The organism is Pseudomonas sp. HLT2-19-2, from assembly GCF_054898005.1.
In genome coordinates, this window is the sequence record NZ_CM142712.1 from 1,281,161 (window position 1) to 1,300,663 (window position 19,503).

Sequence of the window (19,503 nt, forward strand, 5' to 3'; positions counted from 1 at the left end):
CTGCTTATGCAGGCCCGTTCTCGTTTGGGCTGATCGTTACTGATCGTTCCCATGCAGCGTGGGAACGATCAGCGCCAGGATTAGAACGCTACCGACGTCTGCACATAAACCGTCCGCGGTTCCCCCACATACTTACCCCTGTTGTTGTCATCAAACGAGCGGGTAAAGTACTGATGGTTGAAGACGTTCTTCACCCCCACCGCTACATTCAAGTCCGATAACTTCGGCCCGAAGTCATACGCCGCGCGGCTGCTGAACAGCATGTACCCAGGAATCTTGCCGGTGCTGCCATCAGCACTTTCAGCTGAGGTGTTGGCGTTGTCGGCAAACTGGTCGCTCTGATAGCTGCTGTCCAAGTTGAGCTTCCACGCGCCTTCGGTGTAACCCACGCCAATCGTGCCTTTATGTTTCGAGGAGAACGGCACGCGATTGCCCTTGTTCGGCCCGTCTTCGCGGATGGTCGCGTCCACATAGGCGTAAGTGGCATAAACATCGAAACCGGCCAATGAAGGGCTCAAATCATCGAGGGCATAGTTGACGCTGGTTTCGATACCTTGATGGCGAGTCTCGCCACGGGCGATCACCGAGTCGTTGGTCTGGTTGCTTTCGTACTGGTTGTCGAAATTGATCAGGAACGCGCCGATCTCTGCCCGCAATGCACCGTTGTCGTAACGGGTGCCCAGCTCCCAGGTACGCGCCTTCTCCGGTTTGACTTCACCACTGGTCACTCGATTTGGCATCTGGCTGTATTGCACGCTGCCGAACGAGCCTTCGGTATTGGCGTAGAGGTTCCAGGTGTCGGTCACGTGATAGAGCACGTTCAACGCCGGCAGTGCCGTGTTGTAGTCGCCCTTGTACTTCACGTTCGTCAGGTTGTTGGTTTGCTGCGATTCGATCATCTCGTAGCGGATGCCCGGAGTGAAGGTCCACTTGCCGATGTCGATCCGGTCGTCGACGAAGAACGCATTGGCCTCGGTGCCGCCACGGGTGTCGCGGTCGTTGCGGCTGTCGGTGGTCGGGTATTCGTTGCTGGCGATCGGAGTGCGATAGCGCAATTCGTGGCCGGCTTCGTTGATGTAGCGATAGCCGACACCGACTTCATGGCTGGTCGCGCCGACATCGAAGCCCTGGGCGAAACGGGTTTCCAGACCGCGCACCCAATACTCGCGAGGCGACAGCGAGAGGAACGTGCCCTGATCCAGATAGCCGCTGCGCAACGTCTTGGTGAAGAAAGTGTTGGCGGTGAATTCCCGGCGATCTTCCTGATAGCGATAACCGACGTTGAACATCGTCCGACGGCCCCAGAACTGGTCTTTCGGACGCGTCGACTGGTAAGGGTCAGCGTCGTAATCGGCGACGTTCAGGCCGCCGGGCATGTCGGCCTTGCCTTCGTAATACTGGGCCATCGCGTTGAAGCTGTTGGCGTCGTCGAGCTGGTATTTACCCTTGAGGATCAGGTCGTCGATTTCGGTATCGCTGTGTTCTCGCCAGTCGCCACCGCGCGTGCCGGAATACAACAGCGCACCGCCCAGACCGTTCTCGGCAGTACCGCCGGCCAGCAGGTTGGCAGTGGTCTTGAACCCGTCGTGGCTGGAGGAAGGGCTGGTTTCGGTCTGAAAACCACCCTTGACCGTCGGCTCATCGGGAATCGCCCGGGTAACGAAGTTGACCACGCCGCCGACGTTTTGCGGTCCGTAACGTACTGCACCGCCGCCACGCACCACGTCCACCGCGTCCATGTTGCCCATGCTGATCGGTGCAAACGACAACTGCGGCTGACCATAAGGTGCGAAGGGCACCGGGATACCATCCATCAATACCGTCGAGCGTGAGGCCAGCCGCGGATTGAGCCCACGAATGCCGAAGTTCAGCGCCATGTCGTGGCTGCCGGTGCCGTTGTTGTCCGGCGCATTCACACCGGGGATGCGGTTGAGCACGTCCTTGGCCTGAGTCGCGCCCTGGCGCTCGAACTCTTCGCGGCGGATCACATCACGCGCGCCGGGATGCTCGAAGACGTTGATTGGCGCCGCATCGCCGAGCCAGTCGCCGACTACTTTCGAGGTGTCCAGCTCCAGCGCGGTATCGCCCACCGATTGCAGGCTGAAGGCATTGTCGCCCTCGGCGCGAGCTTGCAGGCCGGAGCCTTCGAGTAAAGCGTTCAAACCCTGCGAAGGGGTGTAGTTGCCTTCCAGGCCACGACTCTGCACTCCGCTGGTGATTTGCGAACCAAAGGTAATCAACACGCCGGCTTCACGGCCGAACTGGTTGAGGGCGTTTTCCAGCGAGGACGGTGCGATGTGGTACGGCTTGGCATCGGCGGCGAGTCCGAGCGGCAGCACGCAGAAACTCAGGCTGGCGCCCAGCAAGAGTTGGCGCAAGGTGCGGGCCAGCGGGGTGAGGCGGGTGGGTTGCATGGACGACGATCCTGAGAAGGTGGAATCAAGGTGGCTTTCCTTCTCTGTCACGCCAGATCTGAAAAACGGCTCATTTATTTAGACGATCGTTACGCACGTGCCTCAACCGTCACCCAATACCGGGTAAACCGCTTCACTTTCACCGGCAAGCTGATTTCCAGCAGGTCAAGAATCCGTTCGCTGTCATCCAGTGGGTACGTCCCGGAGATCAGCAAATCCGCAACCTTCGCATCGCAATTGAGTTGCCCGCGGCGATAGCGACCGAGTTCGTCGAGGAAATCTCCGAGGCGCATGTGCGCGGCTACCAGCATGCCATCGGCCCAGGCGCCGCTGTTGACGTCCAGCGGCACAGCGTTTGCGATGCCTTTTGCGCCAAAGCTCAACTGTCGGGCGCTTTGCAGTATCAGCGGTGAACGACCGTCGGGCGTCAATTCAACGCTGCCTTCGAACACCGCAACCTGGGTGTGATCGGAAAACTGCCGCACGTTCATACGCGCGCCTTGAGTCTTCAACAGACCTTGGGCGGTACGAACCTGAAACGCTTGGGCGGCAGTGAGCAACATCTCGCCTTCGAGCAAGCGGATCAGCCTTTGTTGACCTTCAACGCGCACATCCACGGAGCTGGCGGTATTGAGCTGTAACTGATTGCCATCACCGAGCGGCACCTTGCGTCTCTGGCCGACCGGGCTGCGGTAATCGGCCAATAACGGGGTCAATGGGTTGTGCTCGCGCATCCCCCAAGTGACTGCGCAACCGGCACCGAGAATCAGCAGCAGCTTCAGCGCCTGACGACGGCTGGCGGACTTCGGCGAGTTGAGGGCGGCGTGAGCCAGCGGCGATGTCAAACCACGCAAGCGTTGATTGACCCGCTGGATATGTTCCCAGGCCCGTTGATGCTCACTGTGCGCATCGTGCCATCGCTGCCAGGCGAGTTGCTGGCGTGGGGTCAATGGCCCTTGCTGCATTTCCATCAACCAATGCACAGCCTGTTCGGCGACTTGGGATGAAAAGTCCGGTGGAGAGTTTATTGAGTTGCTCATAGGGCGAAGTAGCAGCGCATGGCCGCTTTGTTCAGATGACGTTTGACCGTGGCGATGGAAATCTCCAGTTCGGCGGCAATCTGTGGATAAGTCAGGCCATCGACCTGCGCCAGCAGAAAGGCGTGTTTGACCAGTCGCGGCAAACCGTCCAGCAATTGGTCCAGCTCCATCAGGGTTTGCAGGATGATTGCCTGTTCTTCCTCGGACGGCGCGTACACCTCAGGCATTTGCGCCAGTGCTTCGGCGTAGGCGCGTTCCAGATCCTGACGGCGGTAATGGTTGAACAGCACGCGCTTGGCGATCGTCGTCAGGAAGGCTCGCGGCTCGATGATTTGCGGTGTTTCCCGTGCAGTCAGCACCCGCATGAAGGTGTCCTGGGCCAAATCCGCGGCGCTGTCCGGGCAGTCGAGCTTGCGCCGCAACCAACCGGTGAGCCAGTTGTGATGGGCGTGATAGAGGACTTCGACGGGATTGGCGGGCTGCAATAGAACCACTCCGACACAAACGGATACGTTAGAGAACAAGAATTGTTCGCATTGTAGGGGTGGGTAGCGGCCCCGGCAATCGGATCTGTTTTGCATATGAGAATATTTATCATTAATATTGCGCGCATGCTGGCCCCGTGACCTTCACGCGGCTTCACCCGGTTTCAAGGTCGAAACATGAAAGGCAAAATCACCACGCTCCCCATTTCTTATCGATTGGCCGTCACTTCTCGAGTGCTGGCCGCGGTGTTGGGCGGCTATATCGTCGCAGCGCTGGCCAGTGTCAGCCTGAGCTCATGGTTGCCGATGGCCCGCGCCGAAGCGGTGGTCACTGGGATGATGACATCGTTTCTGGTCTATCTGGTCGCCGTACTCTGGTGCTTTGCCTGTCGCAGTGCGTGGCAAGCCTGGTTCGGATTGATCGTGCCAAGCGTGGTGTTGGCGGCGGTGTCGGGGTTGGCGTACTGGATGGATCTCTCATGAAAGAGGGCTTTCGTCAGGCCATGGCCTGGCTGCACACCTGGGCCGGGCTGATCTTCGGCTGGCTGCTGTTCGCGATTTTCCTGACCGGCACACTCGCCTATTTCAAGGATGAGATCAGCCACTGGATGCAGCCGGAAATTCCCGCACGTGCAGTGTCCTCCGAAACGAGTCTGACCCTGGCCCAGCATTATCTTCAGCAGCACGCCGCCGGTGCCTCGCGATGGCTCATCGATTTGCCTGACGCTCGCGAACCCGCGCTGTCGGTGCGGTGGCAGCAAGCACCGGCCAAGCCCGGCACGCGGGGTCAATTCACAGAAAAACTCCTCGACCCGCAAACTGGCGCGCAAGTGCAGGGCCGGGACACACGCGGTGGCGAGTTCTTTTACCGCTTCCACTTTCAGTTGCAGATGCCCTATCCGTGGGGTCGCTGGCTGTCGACCCTCGCAGCGATGGTGATGTTCGTCGCGCTGATCAGCGGGATCATCACCCACAAGAAAATCTTCAAGGACTTCTTCACCTTCCGCCCGCGAAAAGGCCAGCGCTCCTGGCTCGACGGGCACAACGCGGTGGGTGTGCTGGTGTTGCCGTTTCACCTGATGATCACTTACAGCAGCCTGGTGATTTTTATGTCGATGGTGATGCCCGCGAGCATCGTTGCCTCTTATGGCAGTGACAGCGATACCTTTTACGATGAAGTGTTTCCTGTTTCCAGTACCCCCGAACTTGCCGGTGAACCGGGCCAGTTGGCGCCGTTGGCACCGCTGCTGGAACGGGCCCGCGAGCAGTGGTCGGGCGGGCGAGCCGGGCGGCTGACGGTCAACAATCCGGGCGATGCGAATGCCTCGGTCGTCCTTGCGCGTGACGGCGCCGACCGCGTAGTCCACGACTTTGGCAGCGCGGTGACGTTCAACGGGGTAACCGGGCAATTGCTTGGCGTCACGGTGCAACAATCCTTGCCGATGGCCATTGCCGGCAGTTTCTACGGCTTGCACATGGGCCATTTCGCCGGTCCTGTGTTGCGCTGGCTGTACTTCATTTGTGGTTTGGCGGGCACGGCGATGATCGGTACCGGGCTGGTGGTCTGGCTCGGCAAGCGTCAGCTCAAACATGCAAAGAGCGGTGTGATGCCGTTCGAGTTGCGGCTGGTGGAAGTGCTGAACATCGCCGGCATGTCGGGGTTGATGGTCGCGGTGGCGGCGTTCTTCTGGGCCAATCGATTGTTGCCGGTCGAGATGGCCGGGCGGGCAGATTGGGAAGTGAACTGCTTCTTCATCGTCTGGGGCTCGAGTGTGTTGCATGCCATGGTCCGCCGTGGTCGCACCGCGTGGGTCGAACAGTTGGCGCTGGCGGCGTTGCTGTTCTGTGCGGTGCCGTTGCTGAACGCGCTGACCACGCCTTATCACTTGGGTGTCACGCTGGCGCAGGGCGATTGGGCCATGGCCGGTTTCGATCTGGCATGCCTGGGCAGTGGCCTGTTTTTCGCTTGGGCGGCGTGGAAAATGCAGCGCTCGGGGCTGGCTGGAATCGTCACCCGACCGCGGGCGAAATCGATATCGCTTGAGCGAGAGGCGCACTGAATGTTCCTGGCCTTGCTGCTGTGCTACGGCGGTTTCACCGCGCTCTGTTTATCCATGAATCGGCATCACGCCGAACTGCTGGGGCGCAAGCCCTCGGCCCGCCGCCGCCAAGGGATGAAACTCAGTGGCTGGCTGTTGCTGGCGTTGTCGTTGTGGGCTGCGGTGTCGTCGACGGGGTGGGGACTTGGGTTGGTGGAGTGGTTTGCGGTGTTGATGCTCAGCGCTCTGGTGCTGGTGCTGTTGATGCCGTATCGCCCGCGCCTGGCCCTGGTGTTGGCGGGTTTGAGCCTGCTCGCCAGCCCCGTTGCCATGTTTGCAAAGGTCTGAGCTGATGATCACCAGCCCTCCGGGATCCCATGACGATGAACATCGCGGTGCGCGTGCGCATTTCCCGTTCCAGGCCAACACCGACAGCAACGGCCAGAAATGGGTGCCTCGCGCCGGTCTGGTGTATCGCTACACCGATGAACTGTCGTTCTACGGCAGCTACACCGAGTCGTTCAAACCCAACTCGACCATTGCGCCGTTGAGCGGCAGCAGCACCGTGCTTGACGGCAGCATCGCGCCGGAAGAAGCCAAGTCCTGGGAAGTCGGTGCCAAGCTCGACATGCCGGGTCGCGTCACGGGTAACGTCGCGCTGTTCGACATCAAAAAACGCAACGTGCTGGTGTCCAACTCCGAAGGTCCGGTGACGATTTACAGCGCCGCCGGCGAAGTGCGTTCCCGTGGGCTGGAAGTGGACTTGACCGGTCAGCTGAGTGATCGCTGGAGCATGATCGGCAGCTATGCCTACACCGACGCCGAAGTCACTGAAGACCCGACCTACAAAGGCAAAAAACTGCAAAACGTAGCGAAGAATAGTGGCTCGCTGTCGGCGGTCTACGACTTCAGCACCCTCGTCGGTGACGATCAGCTGCGGGTCGGCGCGGGGGCGCGGTATGTCGGTGAGCGAGCGGGTAACGCCGTGAACGATTTCGACTTGCCGCGCTACACCGTGGCCGATGCATTCGCCACCTATGACACCAAGGTCGAAGGGCAGAAGGTCAAGTTCCAGCTCAACGTGAAGAACCTGTTTGATCGCACCTACTACACCTCGGCGGCGAGCCGGTTCTTTGTGTCGATGGGCGATTCGCGGCAGGTGTCGCTTTCGAGCACATTGGAGTTCTAACGGCAGACCGCGTCATCGTTAATCGCGAGCACCAACTACTTTCGGGTTACCGCAAAAACGCCTGCCGATACTCGCCGGGCGTTCCACCCATTGCCTGACGAAACCGATTGGTGAAATGACTCGCACTGGCAAACCCGCACGCCAATGCAATCTCCCCCAACGGCTGCGACGTCGAACGCAACAACTCCCGCGCCCGGCTCAGTCTGCGAGCCAACACATACTGATACGGCGGCAAGCCAAAGCTTTCTCTGAACATCCGCGCAAAATGGTATTCCGACATGGCACACAACGCCGCCAATTGCCCCAGGCTGATGGCCTCGGCCAACTGAGTGTCGATGAATTCCACCAACTGCCGCCGCTGATGCGCCGCCAGTCCACCCTTGAGCCGCAACCCCTCGCGCATGCCGACCTGACCGAGCAAGACGTGGCTGAGCATTTCGTGGGCGAGGCTGCTGGTGAGCAGTCGTTCACCGGGTTCGTCCCAGTTGAGTGTGAGCATTTGCCGAAAGCGCCGGGCTTGTGCCGGGTCGTCGAGAAAGGTGGCTTCGCGCAGTTGCAGTTCGCGAGGTTCGCGGTCCAGCAGGGTGACGCAGCCGAGGGCGAACTGTTCGGGGCTGAAATAAACGTGGGCCAGGCGAATGTCGCCGTTGATCACCCAGGCTGACTGATGCTCAGCGGGCAGGATGCACAGCTTGTCGGGGCCGCCCTTGGTGCCGGGCTGGTCGCGGCGAAAGGTCCCGGTGCCGCCGGCGATGTAGCAGGACAGGGTGTGATGGCTCGGCGCTTCGTAGTCCTGAGCATCGTGATGATTGCTCCACAAGGCTGCAGCCATGCCGTCACCGAGTTCGGCGCTGTGCTCCAGACGAGCATTGGGCGAGCAGTTGAGGGCTTGAAAGACTTGCAGTGATTCCAGTGCGGGCATGATCGGTTCTCTCCAACGCCTTGCATCCTACTCCGTGGACGTTCACGTGCCAGCCCCGGCCTGACAAAAGCGCAAGTTTATGCAAGTGCGGCGAGGCTTGGGGCGGGACACTGAGCCTCTATTGAGGAGCCTTTGCCATGAACCTGTCGTTGTATTTGCTGACCGTGCTGATCTGGGGCACCACCTGGATTGCCTTGAAATGGCAACTGGGCGTGGTGGCGATTCCGGTGTCGATCGTCTATCGCTTCGGCCTCGCGGCATTGGTGCTGTTCGTCATGCTGCTGCTGAGTCGTCGTCTGCAAGTGATGAACCGTCGGGGGCATCTGATCTGCCTGCTGCAGGGGCTGTGCCTGTTCTGCATCAACTTCATGTGCTTCCTGACCGCCAGCCAGTGGATCCCCAGCGGTCTGGTCGCCGTGGTGTTTTCCACCGCCACGTTGTGGAACGCCCTTAATGCGCGGGTGTTCTTCGGTCAGAAAATTGCCCGCAACGTGCTGATGGGCGGTGCGTTGGGCTTGTTCGGACTTGGCCTGTTGTTCTGGCCGGAGCTGGCCGGTCATACCGCCAGCCCGGAAACCTTGCTCGGTCTAGGCCTGGCACTGATCGGGACGCTGTGCTTCTCGGCGGGCAACATGCTTTCGAGCCTGCAACAGAAGGCCGGTCTCAAACCCCTGACCACCAACGCCTGGGGTATGACTTATGGCGCGGCGATGTTGTCGGTGTGGTGCCTGGTCAAAGGCATTCCTTTCGACATGGAATGGAACGCACGCTACATCGGCTCGCTGCTGTACCTGGTGATTCCGGGTTCGGTGATCGGTTTCACTGCCTACCTGACCTTGGTCGGGCGGATGGGGCCGGAACGCGCAGCCTATTGCACCGTACTGTTCCCCGTCGTGGCGCTAAATGTGTCGGCATTTGCCGAAGGCTATCAATGGACCGCGCCGGCATTGGTGGGGTTGGTGTTGGTAATGCTGGGCAACGTGCTGGTATTCCGCAAAGCCAAGGCGCGTGTGTTGAAGCGGACTGGCAACTTGGCCTGACATTTTTTGAAGCTCGAGCGCGGTACTCTTCAGCGCTCGATCTTTAACGAGACATACATAAGCAGTGGCAACATAAAATCAACGATGTGTCGAGCCCAGTCCTTGGCATTCCATGTCTGTGATCTATCCATGTTGAACCATTCGACGCCCACTACCTGCAAACAGATGTAATAGATGAACAAACCGATCAGTAAACCGATTATCGATAATTTTTTTGCTTCATGAAATTCGCGGGCTGACGCATTCAGTTTTTGAAAAAGGTGGTAAGTGCCTACCAGGCAATAAACGGTGTAGGTCACTTCAAGGGTGATAATGAGCCAGTAAATCCGGTGGTGCAGTATGGGCGAAGTGATGGACCGGTAGCTTGTTCGTTCATTGTTATGGGTCGTGTCCATGCTCAGGACATGGGCGACATATTCGTAGTTGGTGGAGTAGTCGGTGAAGTTGCTATACATCACCAGAAGTCCAAAAAAACTTATATAAGCCATCAGCACTATTTTGCTGATTCTTATGATTTTTTCGGTTGTAAAGTTGTTCAATATGATGTTCTCCATGTACATGGTCCGGGCGGATAAGTAGTGGAGAGTCTATAGCGCTTAACTTTTTTTCGTCGGCAGAGTGAATTGCAAGTTATGTAGAAGTCGGGCAGATACTTTAAAAGTGTCTGCCCGTTTTAATTAGCCTTTCCAGATTTGCGGGTTCACCAGATCCTGCGGCCGTTCACCCAGCAGGGCGCTGCGCAAGTTGGCCAAGGCACGATTGGCCATGGCCTCGCGGGTTTCATGAGTCGCCGAGCCGATGTGCGGCAATGTCACCGCGTTTTTCAGTTGGAACAACGGCGACTCGGCCAGCGGTTCTTTCTCGTAGACGTCCAGCCCGGCGCCCCGAATGCGGTTGTTTTGCAGCGCTTTGATCAGCGCAGGCTCATCGACGACCGGACCGCGGGCGATGTTGACCAGAATGGCGCTTGGCTTCATCAGTGCCAATTCGCGGTGGCTGATCAGGTGTTTGGTTTTCTCGCTGAGCGGCACGACGAGGCAGACGAAATCGGCTTCAGCCAACAGTTGATCCAGGCTGCGGAACTGCGCGCCGAGTTCTTGCTCCAGCTCGGTCTTGCGGCTGTTACCGCTATAGATGACCGGCATGTTGAAGCCCAGCCGCCCGCGACGGGCGATGGCCGCACCGATGTTGCCCATGCCGACGATGCCCAGGGTTTTGCCGTGCACATCGCAACCGAACAATGGCGCACCGACGGTGGCTTGCCATTGGCCGGCCTTGGTCCAGGCATCCAGTTCGGCGACGCGCCGGGCGCTGCTCATCAGCAAGGCGAAGGCCAGGTCGGCGGTGCTTTCGGTGAGGACATCGGGGGTGTTGGTGAGCATGATCCCGCGTTCGTTGAAGTAGGCGACGTCGTAGTTGTCGTAGCCGACGGAGACGCTGGAGACGACTTCCAGTTTGGCGGCGTTTTCTAGCTGTGCGCGACCGAGTTTGCGACCGACGCCGATGAGGCCGTGGGCGTGGGGGAGGGCTTCGTTGAATTGGGCGTTGATGTCGCCGTTTTTCGGGTTGGGCACGATGACGTCGAAGTCTTGCTTGAGGCGTTCGACCATTTCGGGGGTGACGCGGCTGAAGGCGAGGACGGTCTTTTTCATGGGAGGAGGGCTCGTCGGGGCTCGGAGAATGCCAAGCACGCTAACATTTCTCTCCGTCGTTATGCGAGTGTCTGGATCAGTTCGCCACCCGAACCCCACCCATGCTCCCGCTCAATTCATACGCCACCAATTCCGCCTGATGCGCCGCCAGTATCTCCGGCAACGACCCGCGCAAATACTCGACCCACGTTTTAATCTTTGCGTCCAAATACTGCCGCGACGGATAAATCGCATACAGATTCAGTTCCTGCGACCGGTAATTCGGCATCACCCGCACCAGCGTCCCGTTGCGCAACCCTTCAATCGCCGCATACACCGGCAACACGCCAACCCCCATGCCGCTGGTGATCGCTGTCTTCATTGCATCAGCAGAATTCACCAGAAACGGCGAGCTATTAATAGTGACCATTTCCTGGCCTTCAGGGCCGTCGAAGGTCCATTTCTCCAACGGAATCACCGGGCTCACCAGACGCAAACAGGCGTGGTTCAGCAAGTCGCTGGGCTTGTGCGCGCAGCCGTTGGCTTTTACATAGGCCGGCGAGGCGCAAACGATGCTGTAGGTGATGCCCAAACGCTGGGAGACGAACCCCGAGTCCGGCAGTTCGCTGGCGAGCACGATGGACACGTCGTAGCCCTCGTCGAGCAAGTCCGGCACGCGGTTGGCCATGGTCAGGTCGAAGGTGACGTCGGGGTGGGTCTTGCGGTAGCGGGCGATGGCGTCGATCACGAAGTGCTGACCGATGCCGGTCATGGTGTGCACCTTAAGCTGCCCGGCCGGGCGCGCGTGGGCATCACTGGCTTCGGCTTCGGCTTCTTCGACGTAGGCCAGGATCTGCTCGCAGCGTAATAGATAACGCTTGCCGGCCTCGGTCAGGGCGATGCGTCGAGTGGTGCGGTTGAGCAGGCGGGTTTGCAGGTGGGCTTCCAGGTTGGAGACCGCGCGCGAGACGTTGGCCGTAGTGGTGTCGAGTTGCACGGCGGCGGCGGTGAAGCTGCCAGCCTCGGCCACATAACTGAAGGCGCGCATGTTTTGCAAAGTGTCCATGGGGTGCTCTCTAGGCGAATGGCAAATTGTGACACGAAGTTGCTGATTTTCTACAGGCGACTAAAGATGGACTAACGGATTATCGCGTTAACGGTAACAAAGATTCACAGGATTCCCAGCTTATCGCCAACAAAGCCGACCCATAGAATTGCGCACCTCAGGAACAACTCCCCACTTCAGGATCGCAGCAGTGCCGCGTCGCATCAGCAGAGCGCTTCAGACGCTCAGTGTTTTGGCTTTACCCCTGGCAATCAGCGGCTGCATCGGTACCGGAGGTATTGCTCCGCAGGGCAAGGCACTCGAGGCCAATTCATTGGCCACCGACGCAGCTATTCAGAGCGCCGCGCTGGACGCTCACTGGCCTACAGCCCAATGGTGGCAGGCGTATGGCGACCCGCAACTGAACCGCTGGATCGACCTCGCCCTGCAAGGCAGCCCGACCATGGCCATGGCGGCGGCGCGAGTGCGTCAGGCCAAATCCATGGCCGGGATCGCCGTCTCCGCGGAGTCGCTGCAGATCAATGGCGAGTCCACCCTCAAACGCCATAACTGGCCCACCGATCAGTTCTACGGGCCGGGCGTGTTGGCCAACACCACCACTTGGGACAACAACGCGTCATTGGGCTTCAGCTACACCCTTGATCTCTGGGGCCGCGAAAGCAACGCCACCGAGCGCGCCGTCGACATGGCTCACATGAGCGCTGCGGAAGCGCGTCTGGCCCAGCTCGAATTGCAGAACAACATCGTGCGCGCCTACATCGAGCTGTCGTTGCATTACGCGCAACGGGACATCGTCGCCGCGACCCTGACACAGCAACAGCAAATTCTCGACCTGGCGCAAAAGCGTCTCAACGGCGGCATCGGCACCCATTTTGAAGTCAGCCAGGCCGAAACGCCGTTGCCGGAAACCCATCGTCAGATCGATGCGCTGGACGAAGAAATCGCCCTGAGCCGCAATCAACTCGCAGCCCTGGCAGGTTTTGGCCCGGGGGAGGGCGCGCAGTTGCAGCGGCCGACGCTGTCGTTGGGCGCGCCTCTGAAGTTGCCGTCATCCTTGCCAGTGCAGTTGCTCGGTCAACGCCCTGACGTGGTCGCCAGTCGTTGGCAAGTGGCGGCCCAGGCGCGGGGCATTGATGTGGCCCACGCCGGGTTCTACCCCAACGTCGATCTGGTCGGCAGCCTCGGCTATATGGCAACTGGCGGTGGAGCGTTGGAGTTTCTGACCGGCAAGAAGCTCAACTTCAGCGTCGGCCCGGCCATTTCGTTGCCGATCTTCGATGGCGGCCGTTTGCGCTCGGAGCTGGGCGAAGCCTCGGCCGGTTACGACATCGCCGTGGCCAAGTACAACCAGACGCTGGTCAATGCACTGAAAAACATCTCCGACCAGTTGATCCGCCGCGAATCCATGGACAAGCAGCAAACCTTCGCCGCCGAGTCGGTGGCCACCGCGCAGAAGACCTACGACATCTCGATGATCGCCTATCAGCGCGGCCTCACCGATTACCTCAACGTGCTTAACGCCCAGACCTTGTTGTTCAAACAGCAACAGGTTCAGCAGCAGGTTCAAGCCGCGCGTCTCAGCGCTCACGCTGGACTGGTGACGGCTTTGGGCGGCGGACTGGGCGCGGGTAACGATGCGCCGAAAGACAGCCAGACCGATGCTCCGAAAAAAATAGCACCGAACATCCCGGCCATTCTCCAAGCCCTCAATCATTGAGCAGGACTCCATGACTCCCTTGCCCGCACCTTTGCGCTGGCTGTATTCCCTTGAATGGCGCCGGGGTTTCTTCGACTGGGCGCGCAGCGATGGCGTGACCTGGGTCTACATTTTCAAGGTGCTGTTCGCGGCGCTCTTGACCCTGTGGCTGGCCATGCGTCTGGAGTTGCCGCAGCCGCGCACGGCGATGATCACCGTGTTCATCGTCATGCAACCGCAAAGCGGCCACGTATTCGCCAAAAGTTTCTATCGCTTCCTCGGCACCTTGGCCGGCTCGGCGGTGATGGTCGCGCTGATTGCCTTGTTCGCCCAAAACACCGAGCTGTTCCTCGGTTCGCTGGCGATTTGGGTGGGCATCTGCTCGGCCGGCGCGGCGCGCTATCGCAACTTCCGCGCCTACGGTTTCGTGCTCGCCGGGTACACCGCGGCGATGGTCGGTTTGCCCGCATTGGCTCACCCGGATGGCGCGTTCATGGCCGCTGTGTGGCGGGTGCTGGAAATCTCCTTGGGGATTATTTGCGCCACGCTGGTCAGCGCCGCGATCCTGCCGCAAACCGCCAGCGCCGCGATGCGCAACGCCTTGTATCAACGCTTCGGCGTGTTCGCGCTGTTCGTCACGGATGGCTTGCGCGGTCGCAGCAAACGGGAGGCTTTCGAGGCGAGCAACGTGCGCTTCATCGCCGAGGCCGTGGGGCTGGAAGGGTTGCGCAGCGTCACTGTGTTCGAAGACCCGCACATGCGTCGGCGCAACGGTCGGCTCAGTCGACTGAACAGCGAGTTCATGGGTATCACTACGCGCTTCAACGCCCTGCACCAATTGCTTGAACGCTTGCGCAGCAGCGGCACTGATCACGTGGTCGCGGCGATCAAACCGGGTTTGCAGGACCTCGCCGAACTGCTTGATGGCTTCAGCGGCCGTGCCCTGACCAACGCCGATGCGGGGCGTCTGGTCATCGCGCTGACCGCCTATAAAGAAGGTCTGCCGGCGCGCGTTCGCAGCCTGCGAGCTATTTTTCAGGAGCGCAATCCGAGCGACGTCGAGCAGCTGGATTTTCACACGGCATACGAATTGCTCTATCGCTTTGTCGATGACTTGCACAGTTATGCGCAGACCCACGCGTCGTTGGCTGATCACAGCCATGCGCGCGAGCGTTGGGATGAGCCGTTCACCCCGCAAACCAACTGGATGGCGTCGGCCGCCTCGGGGATTCGCGCGGCATTCATTCTGGTTGTTCTGGGCAGCTATTGGGTTGCCACCGCATGGCCGAGCGGCGCGACCATGACGCTGATCGCCGCCGCGACCGTGGGCCTTTCAGCGGCGACACCGAATCCAAAACGCATGGCGTTTCAGATGGCTTGCGGGACGTTGCTCGGGGCACTGATTGGCTTCGTCGAGATGTTTATCATCTTCCCTTGGATCGACGGTTTTCCGTTGCTCTGCGTGATGCTCGCGCCGGTAATCGTGCTCGGTTCGTTCCTCACTTCCCGGCCACACTACGCCGGTGTCGGCCTCGGCTTGCTGATCTTCTTCAGCACCGGTTCGGTGCCGGACAACCTCACCGTCTACAACCCTTACGCCTTTATCAACGACTACATCGCCATGGTGCTCGGCATGCTGGTCTGCGCAGCCGCCGGGGCGATTATTCTGCCGCCCAACAGTCGCTGGTTGTGGCGTCGGCTGGAGCAGGATCTGCGCGGGCAAGTGGTGTACGCCATCAGCGGCAAACTCAAGGGTTTGGCGTCGAGTTTCGAAAGCAGCACCCGCGACTTGCTGCATCAGGCCTATGGTCTCGCGGCAGGGCAGCCGCAGGTACAACGGGACTTGCTGCGCTGGATGTTTGTGGTGCTGGAAGTTGGCCACGCGATCATCGAGTTGCGCAAGGAACAGGCGATCCTGCCGGTGCATCCGGCCTATGCCGAATCCAAGCCGTGGCGTCAGGCGATCCGGGTGATGGGCCGCTCGCTGGTGCGGCTGTTTTTGCAACCGAGCCAGAGCAATCTGGAGCGTGGATTGATCGTCGTCGATCACGCGATCAGCCGTGTGCAAGCCACCGACGAGCCTTTCGCGCCGCACTTCGACAACTCGGCCCTGCGCCGGGTGAAGAGCTACCTGCACTTCATCCGCACCTCGTTGCTGGACCCGCAATCACCGCTCGCCGGCTATATGAATGCCAACCCCACCGCCAAGCCCCAAGGACTTGAACATGCCTCGTGAAATCGCCTTCCACGGCGTGTACATGCCGACCATGACTTTGATGTTTTTCATCGCGGCGGCACTGGCCTGGGCGCTGGACCGGTTCCTGTCCGGGTTCGATCTGTACCGCTTCTTCTGGCACCCGGCGCTGCTGCGCCTGAGTTTGTTTACCTGTCTGTTCGGCGCCCTGGCGCTGACTGTTTACCGTTGACTCTCTACCACTGACTCTCTATCACTGAAGAAGGCCCTGATGAAAAAGCTTTTCAGCCTGCTCGCCACTCTGTTGGTGCTGGCCCTTGCGATATGGATCGGCCGGACCCTCTGGGTGCATTACATGGACACGCCGTGGACCCGCGACGGCCGGGTGCGCGCCGACATCATCAATGTGGCGGCGGACGTTACCGGCGAAGTGGTGGACGTGCCGGTGCGTGATAACCAGTTGGTGAAGAAGGGCGATTTGCTGATGCGGATCGACCCCGAGCACTACCGCATCGCGGTCAAACAGGCGCAGTCGCTGGTGGCGTCTCGCAAATCGACGTGGGAGATGCGCAAGGTCAATGCCCACCGCCGCGCCGACATGGACAATCTGGTGATCTCCAGGGAAAACCGTGATGACGCCAGCAACATCGCTGACTCGGCGTTAGCCGATTACCAGCTCGCTCAGGCGCAACTGGAAGGCGCCGAACTGAACCTCAAACGCACCGAGGTCCGCGCAGCGGTGGACGGTTACGTGACCAACCTCAATGTGCATCGCGGCGATTACGCGCGCATCGGTGAAGCGAAAATGGCCGTGGTCGACATGAACTCGTTCTGGGTCTACGGCTTCTTCGAAGAAACCAAATTGCCCCACGTGCGGGTCGGCGATAAAGCCGACATGCAGTTGATGAGCGGGGAAGTGTTGAAGGGGCATGTGGAGAGTATTTCTCGCGGTATCTACGACCGTGATAACCCGGAAAGTCGCGAGCTGATTGCGGACGTGAACCCGACCTTTAACTGGGTGCGGTTGGCGCAGCGGGTGCCGGTGCGGATTCACATCGATGAAGTCCCGGAGGGTGTGCTGTTGGCGGCGGGGATAACGTGTACGGTGGTTGTGAGGCCGTAAAAGTCGCACTGATAGTAGTCTTTAAAAGTAAAACTTATCTAGCTCAGATGTGAATTGATAATAGACTACTCGGTCCACTATTCTCTGGCTGCTTAGTTTGAAAATACGGGTTTGCTATGGCTGGAGCATGCATAATGGAAAACTTAGATTATTTCGTTTTTATGAGACTATTTGTCGGGTGATCCTAGGCGTGTTTAACGTTTGATTACTATAGGTTTGTCATTTCTTCCACATCCCACAAGTGAGTTTATTTTTTCCTCTTGAAAAATAATGACATTTCATTTTATTTTGGCATCCATGTATACGCTCTGACAGAAAATTTTCATTTGCAATGAGGTCGCGACAAATTCCAATATGAGCGTTGTCAGGAAGGTCCGAAGAAAACAAGGCTTGTGATTTTCCAGAAATAATAAACTTAATATTTGAATTTTGCTTGGCAATATTTAGTGAGTCTTTGTAACGTGTTTCAAGTATTGTTTTGGTGGAAGGGTAAATTAATCGTTTGTTTATGTTGTAGAATCCAGCTGACAAATCGAAATAGTCTGTCGGTAAAGTCAGTATGGGGTTGTCGGAAAAAGAATCAGTCGAGTCCATTTCGTCTGCACCGGTTGACATTGAAGCTCTTATTGAAGTTTCAATGCCGTTTTTTTTGTTCTGAAGGAGCCAGTTCGATGCTAACTCCAATCCTAAATCCGCGTACTTGCTAAATCTGTGGTCAAGTATTAGGTTGAAAAAATACCCATGGGCAACATGTAGTTGAATGTGCTGGAAACCGGAATCTATTGCAATTTTCGTAGCTGACTCTAGAAGTTGAAATTGGGTGGTTATATAGTTGCTGTCGAAACTAGAAGATATTTTTTTATAATTATCGAGCTGGTCTTTTTGGTTTTTTGCGATAAAAGTTAGCTCTCCAATATAATTTGGCCATGTTGTGCTAAATTGGATGCCTGGCAAGGTTTGTTTGTTAAGTATGGATTTGGCAATTTTTCGCCATATTGGATTATTTTCTATTATAGGTGTGCTGTTGTTGCTTCCGTGTCCGTTAGGAATTGCAACATTTCCAATTATGGAACAGTAAAGGCCATTGCCACTTCTGCTTTCGTAAAACTCAAGGAAAGCGTCATTGGGTTGGTTGTGATCCGTGAATCCAGTGTTTACAGCTAGAAAAAAAATATTCTTATTGTTTTTTGAGGTTTTCATAGCGGATTCTATTTTTCTCCATTTTGTTTAAGCATTCTTTTTCTAAGTTGATATCCAAGATGTTGGCTAGGCGTATTAAATATATTAATGAATCTGACAATTCTTCTTTTAAGTGTGCAGCGGCTTCGGGGGTGTTTAGTTCGTACTGATCGCCTTTTTCTATTTTAATGTTTATTTTTTTTACTATATTTGAGAATTCTCCTATTTCACCAAATAATCCCACTAGGTCTTTTGTGATCTGATTGAATTTTTCGTTTTCTTTTTCGAAAACAACTGGAAAACCATGTTCTTCATCAAACTCTTTACATATCTTGCATAGCTCTGAAAATTTCACGTTTTTTGTCTCCAGAACAATACAAAAGCTGAGATTATTAGCTGGGAGATAATGTTTATGATTATCCCTGTCGTGTTTTCAATTATTTGCGTGGGTAGCAGCATAAGGATTAGGGTGGTTGTGTTCAAAAACATCGCGCCTACTAAAAGTAAGTTTACTGTTTTTTGATGTTTTGATAACGATTTGACGATGCTTGATATTTCCTCAGGAAGTACTTTGTAAGCTTCTAGAGTTTTCGATTCTACCCGCCGATCAGTTGCTACATCTTCATGGCTTTTTTGAAGAGAGGATACAATTGGCCAAATATTACTCTTAAATCCATGTTGTCCAGAGTAAGGTTTGCTAGTTGGTGAGGATAGCTCGGAAAAATCAGCTTTTACTATAGATTGCCCGACATTTATTTTTATATATTTGTCACTGAAGTTTTGAGTTACCACTCCAATTTGCCCTTTGAAGCCAGGATCTGCTTGAGTATTTACGGCGCTAAGCCCTACGCTAAACAAAGAACCTTTGCTCGTGATTTTGGCAAGAAGGTTGTTAGGCATATTTAATGTCTCTTGAGTCATTATAACAACTCTATGCCAAGGCTTAATAATTATGGAGCCCGTCCAGTTAATGTCAATGCGCAAATTGTTTTCTGTTAGATCAAAGTAAGTGGTTCCTGCTCTAAGTTCATAGCAGGCTGCGCCTATTTGAGAAATGTCTCCGTTTTCAATAAGCTTTGAGGTCTTAATAAGTTTTTCTATTTCGATATTGGATAGGATTGACATTAGCTTACTTTCGAAAGAGTCTTGATTAGGTCGTTTTCTATAGTAGAAATAGGAAGGATGGATTCCGCATTGATATGCAAACCCTCACTAATCTTTTTAAGATTTTCTTTTAGTCGACTTCCAAAAGGTTCGACTCTTATTTCGAGTGAGTCGATTTGAGTGTATGCAAGACATATCATGATAAGTTGCATGGCTGAGGTTTTATTTAGTTTTTCTAGGTTGTGCTTGATGTTTGAGTCTGGTCTTTGTGCGATTGCTATCAAATCATCAGCTAGGAATAGCTTGTTTTGAACCAGTTCTGTTATTTCGGAAATAAAGTCGTCGGTGTTGGAGTATATGATGCTCGGGATTTTAATCATG

19 protein-coding genes and 1 pseudogene are annotated in these 19,503 nt (G+C 56.7%); 9 read left to right on the top strand and 11 right to left on the bottom strand.

Going from position 1 to position 19,503, the window contains the following annotated elements; all coding sequences use genetic code 11:
- Positions 1–80: 80 nt before the first annotated feature.
- From fecA to ACYZTU_RS05925, 3 genes are all read right to left on the bottom strand, one after another.
- Positions 81–2,414, bottom strand: a complete 2,334-nt coding sequence (gene fecA, locus ACYZTU_RS05915; protein ID WP_461968682.1) for a TonB-dependent Fe(3+) dicitrate receptor FecA — start codon at positions 2,412–2,414, stop codon at positions 81–83.
- 89 nt (positions 2,415–2,503) lie between these two features.
- A complete protein-coding gene (locus ACYZTU_RS05920) occupies positions 2,504–3,442 on the bottom strand; it encodes a FecR domain-containing protein (RefSeq protein ID WP_461970973.1) in 939 nt (312 codons plus the stop codon).
- An 8-nt stretch (positions 3,443–3,450) separates the two neighbouring features.
- Positions 3,451–3,939 carry a sigma-70 family RNA polymerase sigma factor gene (locus ACYZTU_RS05925; protein WP_461968684.1) on the bottom strand — a complete coding sequence of 163 codons (489 nt, stop codon included), beginning with the start codon at positions 3,937–3,939 and terminating at the stop codon, positions 3,451–3,453.
- Between the two features lie 177 nt (positions 3,940–4,116).
- Between ACYZTU_RS05925 and ACYZTU_RS05930 the strand changes: the two genes are divergently transcribed.
- From ACYZTU_RS05930 to ACYZTU_RS05945, 4 genes and pseudogenes are all read left to right on the top strand, one after another.
- Positions 4,117–4,422 carry a DUF3649 domain-containing protein gene (locus ACYZTU_RS05930; protein ID WP_461968686.1) on the top strand — a complete coding sequence of 102 codons (306 nt, stop codon included), beginning with the start codon at positions 4,117–4,119 and terminating at the stop codon, positions 4,420–4,422.
- A complete protein-coding gene (locus tag ACYZTU_RS05935) occupies positions 4,419–5,999 on the top strand; it encodes a PepSY-associated TM helix domain-containing protein (protein ID WP_461968688.1) in 1,581 nt (526 codons plus the stop codon). Before ACYZTU_RS05930 ends, ACYZTU_RS05935 begins: the two co-directional genes overlap by 4 nt.
- Entirely contained in the window at positions 6,000–6,326 is a 327-nt protein-coding gene (locus ACYZTU_RS05940) for a DUF3325 domain-containing protein (protein WP_461968689.1), read from the top strand. It abuts the gene before it with no gap.
- Positions 6,327–6,390: 64 nt separating this feature from the next.
- Positions 6,391–7,167 (top strand): annotated as a pseudogene (locus ACYZTU_RS05945) (TonB-dependent siderophore receptor); the annotation flags it as partial.
- Positions 7,168–7,213: 46 nt separating this feature from the next.
- On the opposite strand, the gene ACYZTU_RS05950 reads toward ACYZTU_RS05945, so the two are convergent.
- Positions 7,214–8,089: a helix-turn-helix domain-containing protein gene (locus ACYZTU_RS05950; protein WP_461968691.1), complete on the bottom strand. Its 876-nt coding sequence runs from the start codon at positions 8,087–8,089 to the stop codon at positions 7,214–7,216.
- A gap of 137 nt (positions 8,090–8,226) precedes the next feature.
- Here ACYZTU_RS05950 and ACYZTU_RS05955 point away from each other — a divergent pair, with 137 nt between their 5' ends.
- Positions 8,227–9,129, top strand: a complete 903-nt coding sequence (locus ACYZTU_RS05955) for a DMT family transporter (protein ID WP_461968693.1) — start codon at positions 8,227–8,229, stop codon at positions 9,127–9,129.
- Positions 9,130–9,158: 29 nt separating this feature from the next.
- Here the strand turns inward: ACYZTU_RS05955 and ACYZTU_RS05960 are convergent, their stop codons facing one another.
- The 3 genes from ACYZTU_RS05960 to ACYZTU_RS05970 form a co-directional block, all read right to left on the bottom strand.
- Positions 9,159–9,668: a DUF2165 family protein gene (locus ACYZTU_RS05960; RefSeq protein ID WP_461970975.1), complete on the bottom strand. Its 510-nt coding sequence runs from the start codon at positions 9,666–9,668 to the stop codon at positions 9,159–9,161.
- A 138-nt stretch (positions 9,669–9,806) separates the two neighbouring features.
- Positions 9,807–10,781 (bottom strand): 2-hydroxyacid dehydrogenase, encoded by a 975-nt coding sequence (locus tag ACYZTU_RS05965; RefSeq protein WP_461968695.1) that lies wholly within the window; start codon positions 10,779–10,781, stop codon positions 9,807–9,809.
- Positions 10,782–10,857: 76 nt separating this feature from the next.
- Positions 10,858–11,826, bottom strand: a complete 969-nt coding sequence (locus tag ACYZTU_RS05970) for a LysR family transcriptional regulator (protein WP_282375192.1) — start codon at positions 11,824–11,826, stop codon at positions 10,858–10,860.
- A gap of 190 nt (positions 11,827–12,016) precedes the next feature.
- Between ACYZTU_RS05970 and ACYZTU_RS05975 the strand changes: the two genes are divergently transcribed.
- From ACYZTU_RS05975 to ACYZTU_RS05990, 4 genes are read left to right on the top strand one after another with little or no spacing between them, the layout of a single operon-like run.
- Positions 12,017–13,543: an efflux transporter outer membrane subunit gene (locus tag ACYZTU_RS05975; protein ID WP_461968697.1), complete on the top strand. Its 1,527-nt coding sequence runs from the start codon at positions 12,017–12,019 to the stop codon at positions 13,541–13,543.
- A 10-nt stretch (positions 13,544–13,553) separates the two neighbouring features.
- Complete coding sequence (locus tag ACYZTU_RS05980; protein WP_461968699.1) at positions 13,554–15,758, top strand: FUSC family protein; 2,205 nt, start codon at positions 13,554–13,556, stop codon at positions 15,756–15,758.
- Positions 15,748–15,948: a DUF1656 domain-containing protein gene (locus ACYZTU_RS05985; protein ID WP_007896379.1), complete on the top strand. Its 201-nt coding sequence runs from the start codon at positions 15,748–15,750 to the stop codon at positions 15,946–15,948. Before ACYZTU_RS05980 ends, ACYZTU_RS05985 begins: the two co-directional genes overlap by 11 nt.
- Before the next feature lie 39 nt (positions 15,949–15,987).
- Complete coding sequence (locus ACYZTU_RS05990) at positions 15,988–16,839, top strand: efflux RND transporter periplasmic adaptor subunit (protein WP_461968701.1); 852 nt, start codon at positions 15,988–15,990, stop codon at positions 16,837–16,839.
- A 219-nt stretch (positions 16,840–17,058) separates the two neighbouring features.
- On the opposite strand, the gene ACYZTU_RS05995 is transcribed toward ACYZTU_RS05990, so the two are convergent.
- The 4 genes from ACYZTU_RS05995 to ACYZTU_RS06010 are packed head-to-tail and all read right to left on the bottom strand — an operon-like array spanning position 17,059 to position 19,502.
- Positions 17,059–18,039, bottom strand: a complete 981-nt coding sequence (locus ACYZTU_RS05995; protein ID WP_461968703.1) for a hypothetical protein — start codon at positions 18,037–18,039, stop codon at positions 17,059–17,061.
- On the bottom strand, positions 18,017–18,373 hold the full coding sequence (locus ACYZTU_RS06000) for a MazG nucleotide pyrophosphohydrolase domain-containing protein (RefSeq protein ID WP_461968705.1): 357 nt from the start codon (positions 18,371–18,373) through the stop codon (positions 18,017–18,019). The genes ACYZTU_RS05995 and ACYZTU_RS06000 overlap by 23 nt, the downstream gene beginning before the upstream one ends.
- Positions 18,370–19,143: a dCTP deaminase gene (locus tag ACYZTU_RS06005; RefSeq protein WP_461968707.1), complete on the bottom strand. Its 774-nt coding sequence runs from the start codon at positions 19,141–19,143 to the stop codon at positions 18,370–18,372. Before ACYZTU_RS06005 ends, ACYZTU_RS06000 begins: the two co-directional genes overlap by 4 nt.
- A complete protein-coding gene (locus tag ACYZTU_RS06010) occupies positions 19,143–19,502 on the bottom strand; it encodes a hypothetical protein (protein ID WP_461968709.1) in 360 nt (119 codons plus the stop codon). The genes ACYZTU_RS06005 and ACYZTU_RS06010 overlap by 1 nt, the downstream gene beginning before the upstream one ends.
- Position 19,503 lies beyond the last annotated feature (1 nt).

Bases quoted from the DNA above. Each gene is read 5' to 3' on its own strand.
- ACYZTU_RS05985 (WP_007896379.1), top strand. From the start codon at position 15,748: ATGCCTCGTGAAATCGCCTTCCACGGCGTGTACATGCCGACCATGACT.
- ACYZTU_RS05970 (WP_282375192.1), bottom strand. From the start codon at position 11,826: ATGGACACTTTGCAAAACATGCGCGCCTTCAGTTATGTGGCCGAGGCT.
- ACYZTU_RS06005 (WP_461968707.1), bottom strand. From the start codon at position 19,143: ATGTCAATCCTATCCAATATCGAAATAGAAAAACTTATTAAGACCTCA.
- ACYZTU_RS05990 (WP_461968701.1), top strand. From the start codon at position 15,988: ATGAAAAAGCTTTTCAGCCTGCTCGCCACTCTGTTGGTGCTGGCCCTT.
- ACYZTU_RS05955 (WP_461968693.1), top strand. From the start codon at position 8,227: ATGAACCTGTCGTTGTATTTGCTGACCGTGCTGATCTGGGGCACCACC.
- ACYZTU_RS05980 (WP_461968699.1), top strand. From the start codon at position 13,554: ATGACTCCCTTGCCCGCACCTTTGCGCTGGCTGTATTCCCTTGAATGG.
- ACYZTU_RS05930 (WP_461968686.1), top strand. From the start codon at position 4,117: ATGAAAGGCAAAATCACCACGCTCCCCATTTCTTATCGATTGGCCGTC.
- ACYZTU_RS05935 (WP_461968688.1), top strand. From the start codon at position 4,419: ATGAAAGAGGGCTTTCGTCAGGCCATGGCCTGGCTGCACACCTGGGCC.
- ACYZTU_RS05995 (WP_461968703.1), bottom strand. From the start codon at position 18,039: ATGAAAACCTCAAAAAACAATAAGAATATTTTTTTTCTAGCTGTAAAC.
- fecA (WP_461968682.1), bottom strand. From the start codon at position 2,414: ATGCAACCCACCCGCCTCACCCCGCTGGCCCGCACCTTGCGCCAACTC.
- ACYZTU_RS05950 (WP_461968691.1), bottom strand. From the start codon at position 8,089: ATGCCCGCACTGGAATCACTGCAAGTCTTTCAAGCCCTCAACTGCTCG.
- ACYZTU_RS05940 (WP_461968689.1), top strand. From the start codon at position 6,000: ATGTTCCTGGCCTTGCTGCTGTGCTACGGCGGTTTCACCGCGCTCTGT.
- ACYZTU_RS06010 (WP_461968709.1), bottom strand. From the start codon at position 19,502: ATGATTAAAATCCCGAGCATCATATACTCCAACACCGACGACTTTATT.
- ACYZTU_RS05965 (WP_461968695.1), bottom strand. From the start codon at position 10,781: ATGAAAAAGACCGTCCTCGCCTTCAGCCGCGTCACCCCCGAAATGGTC.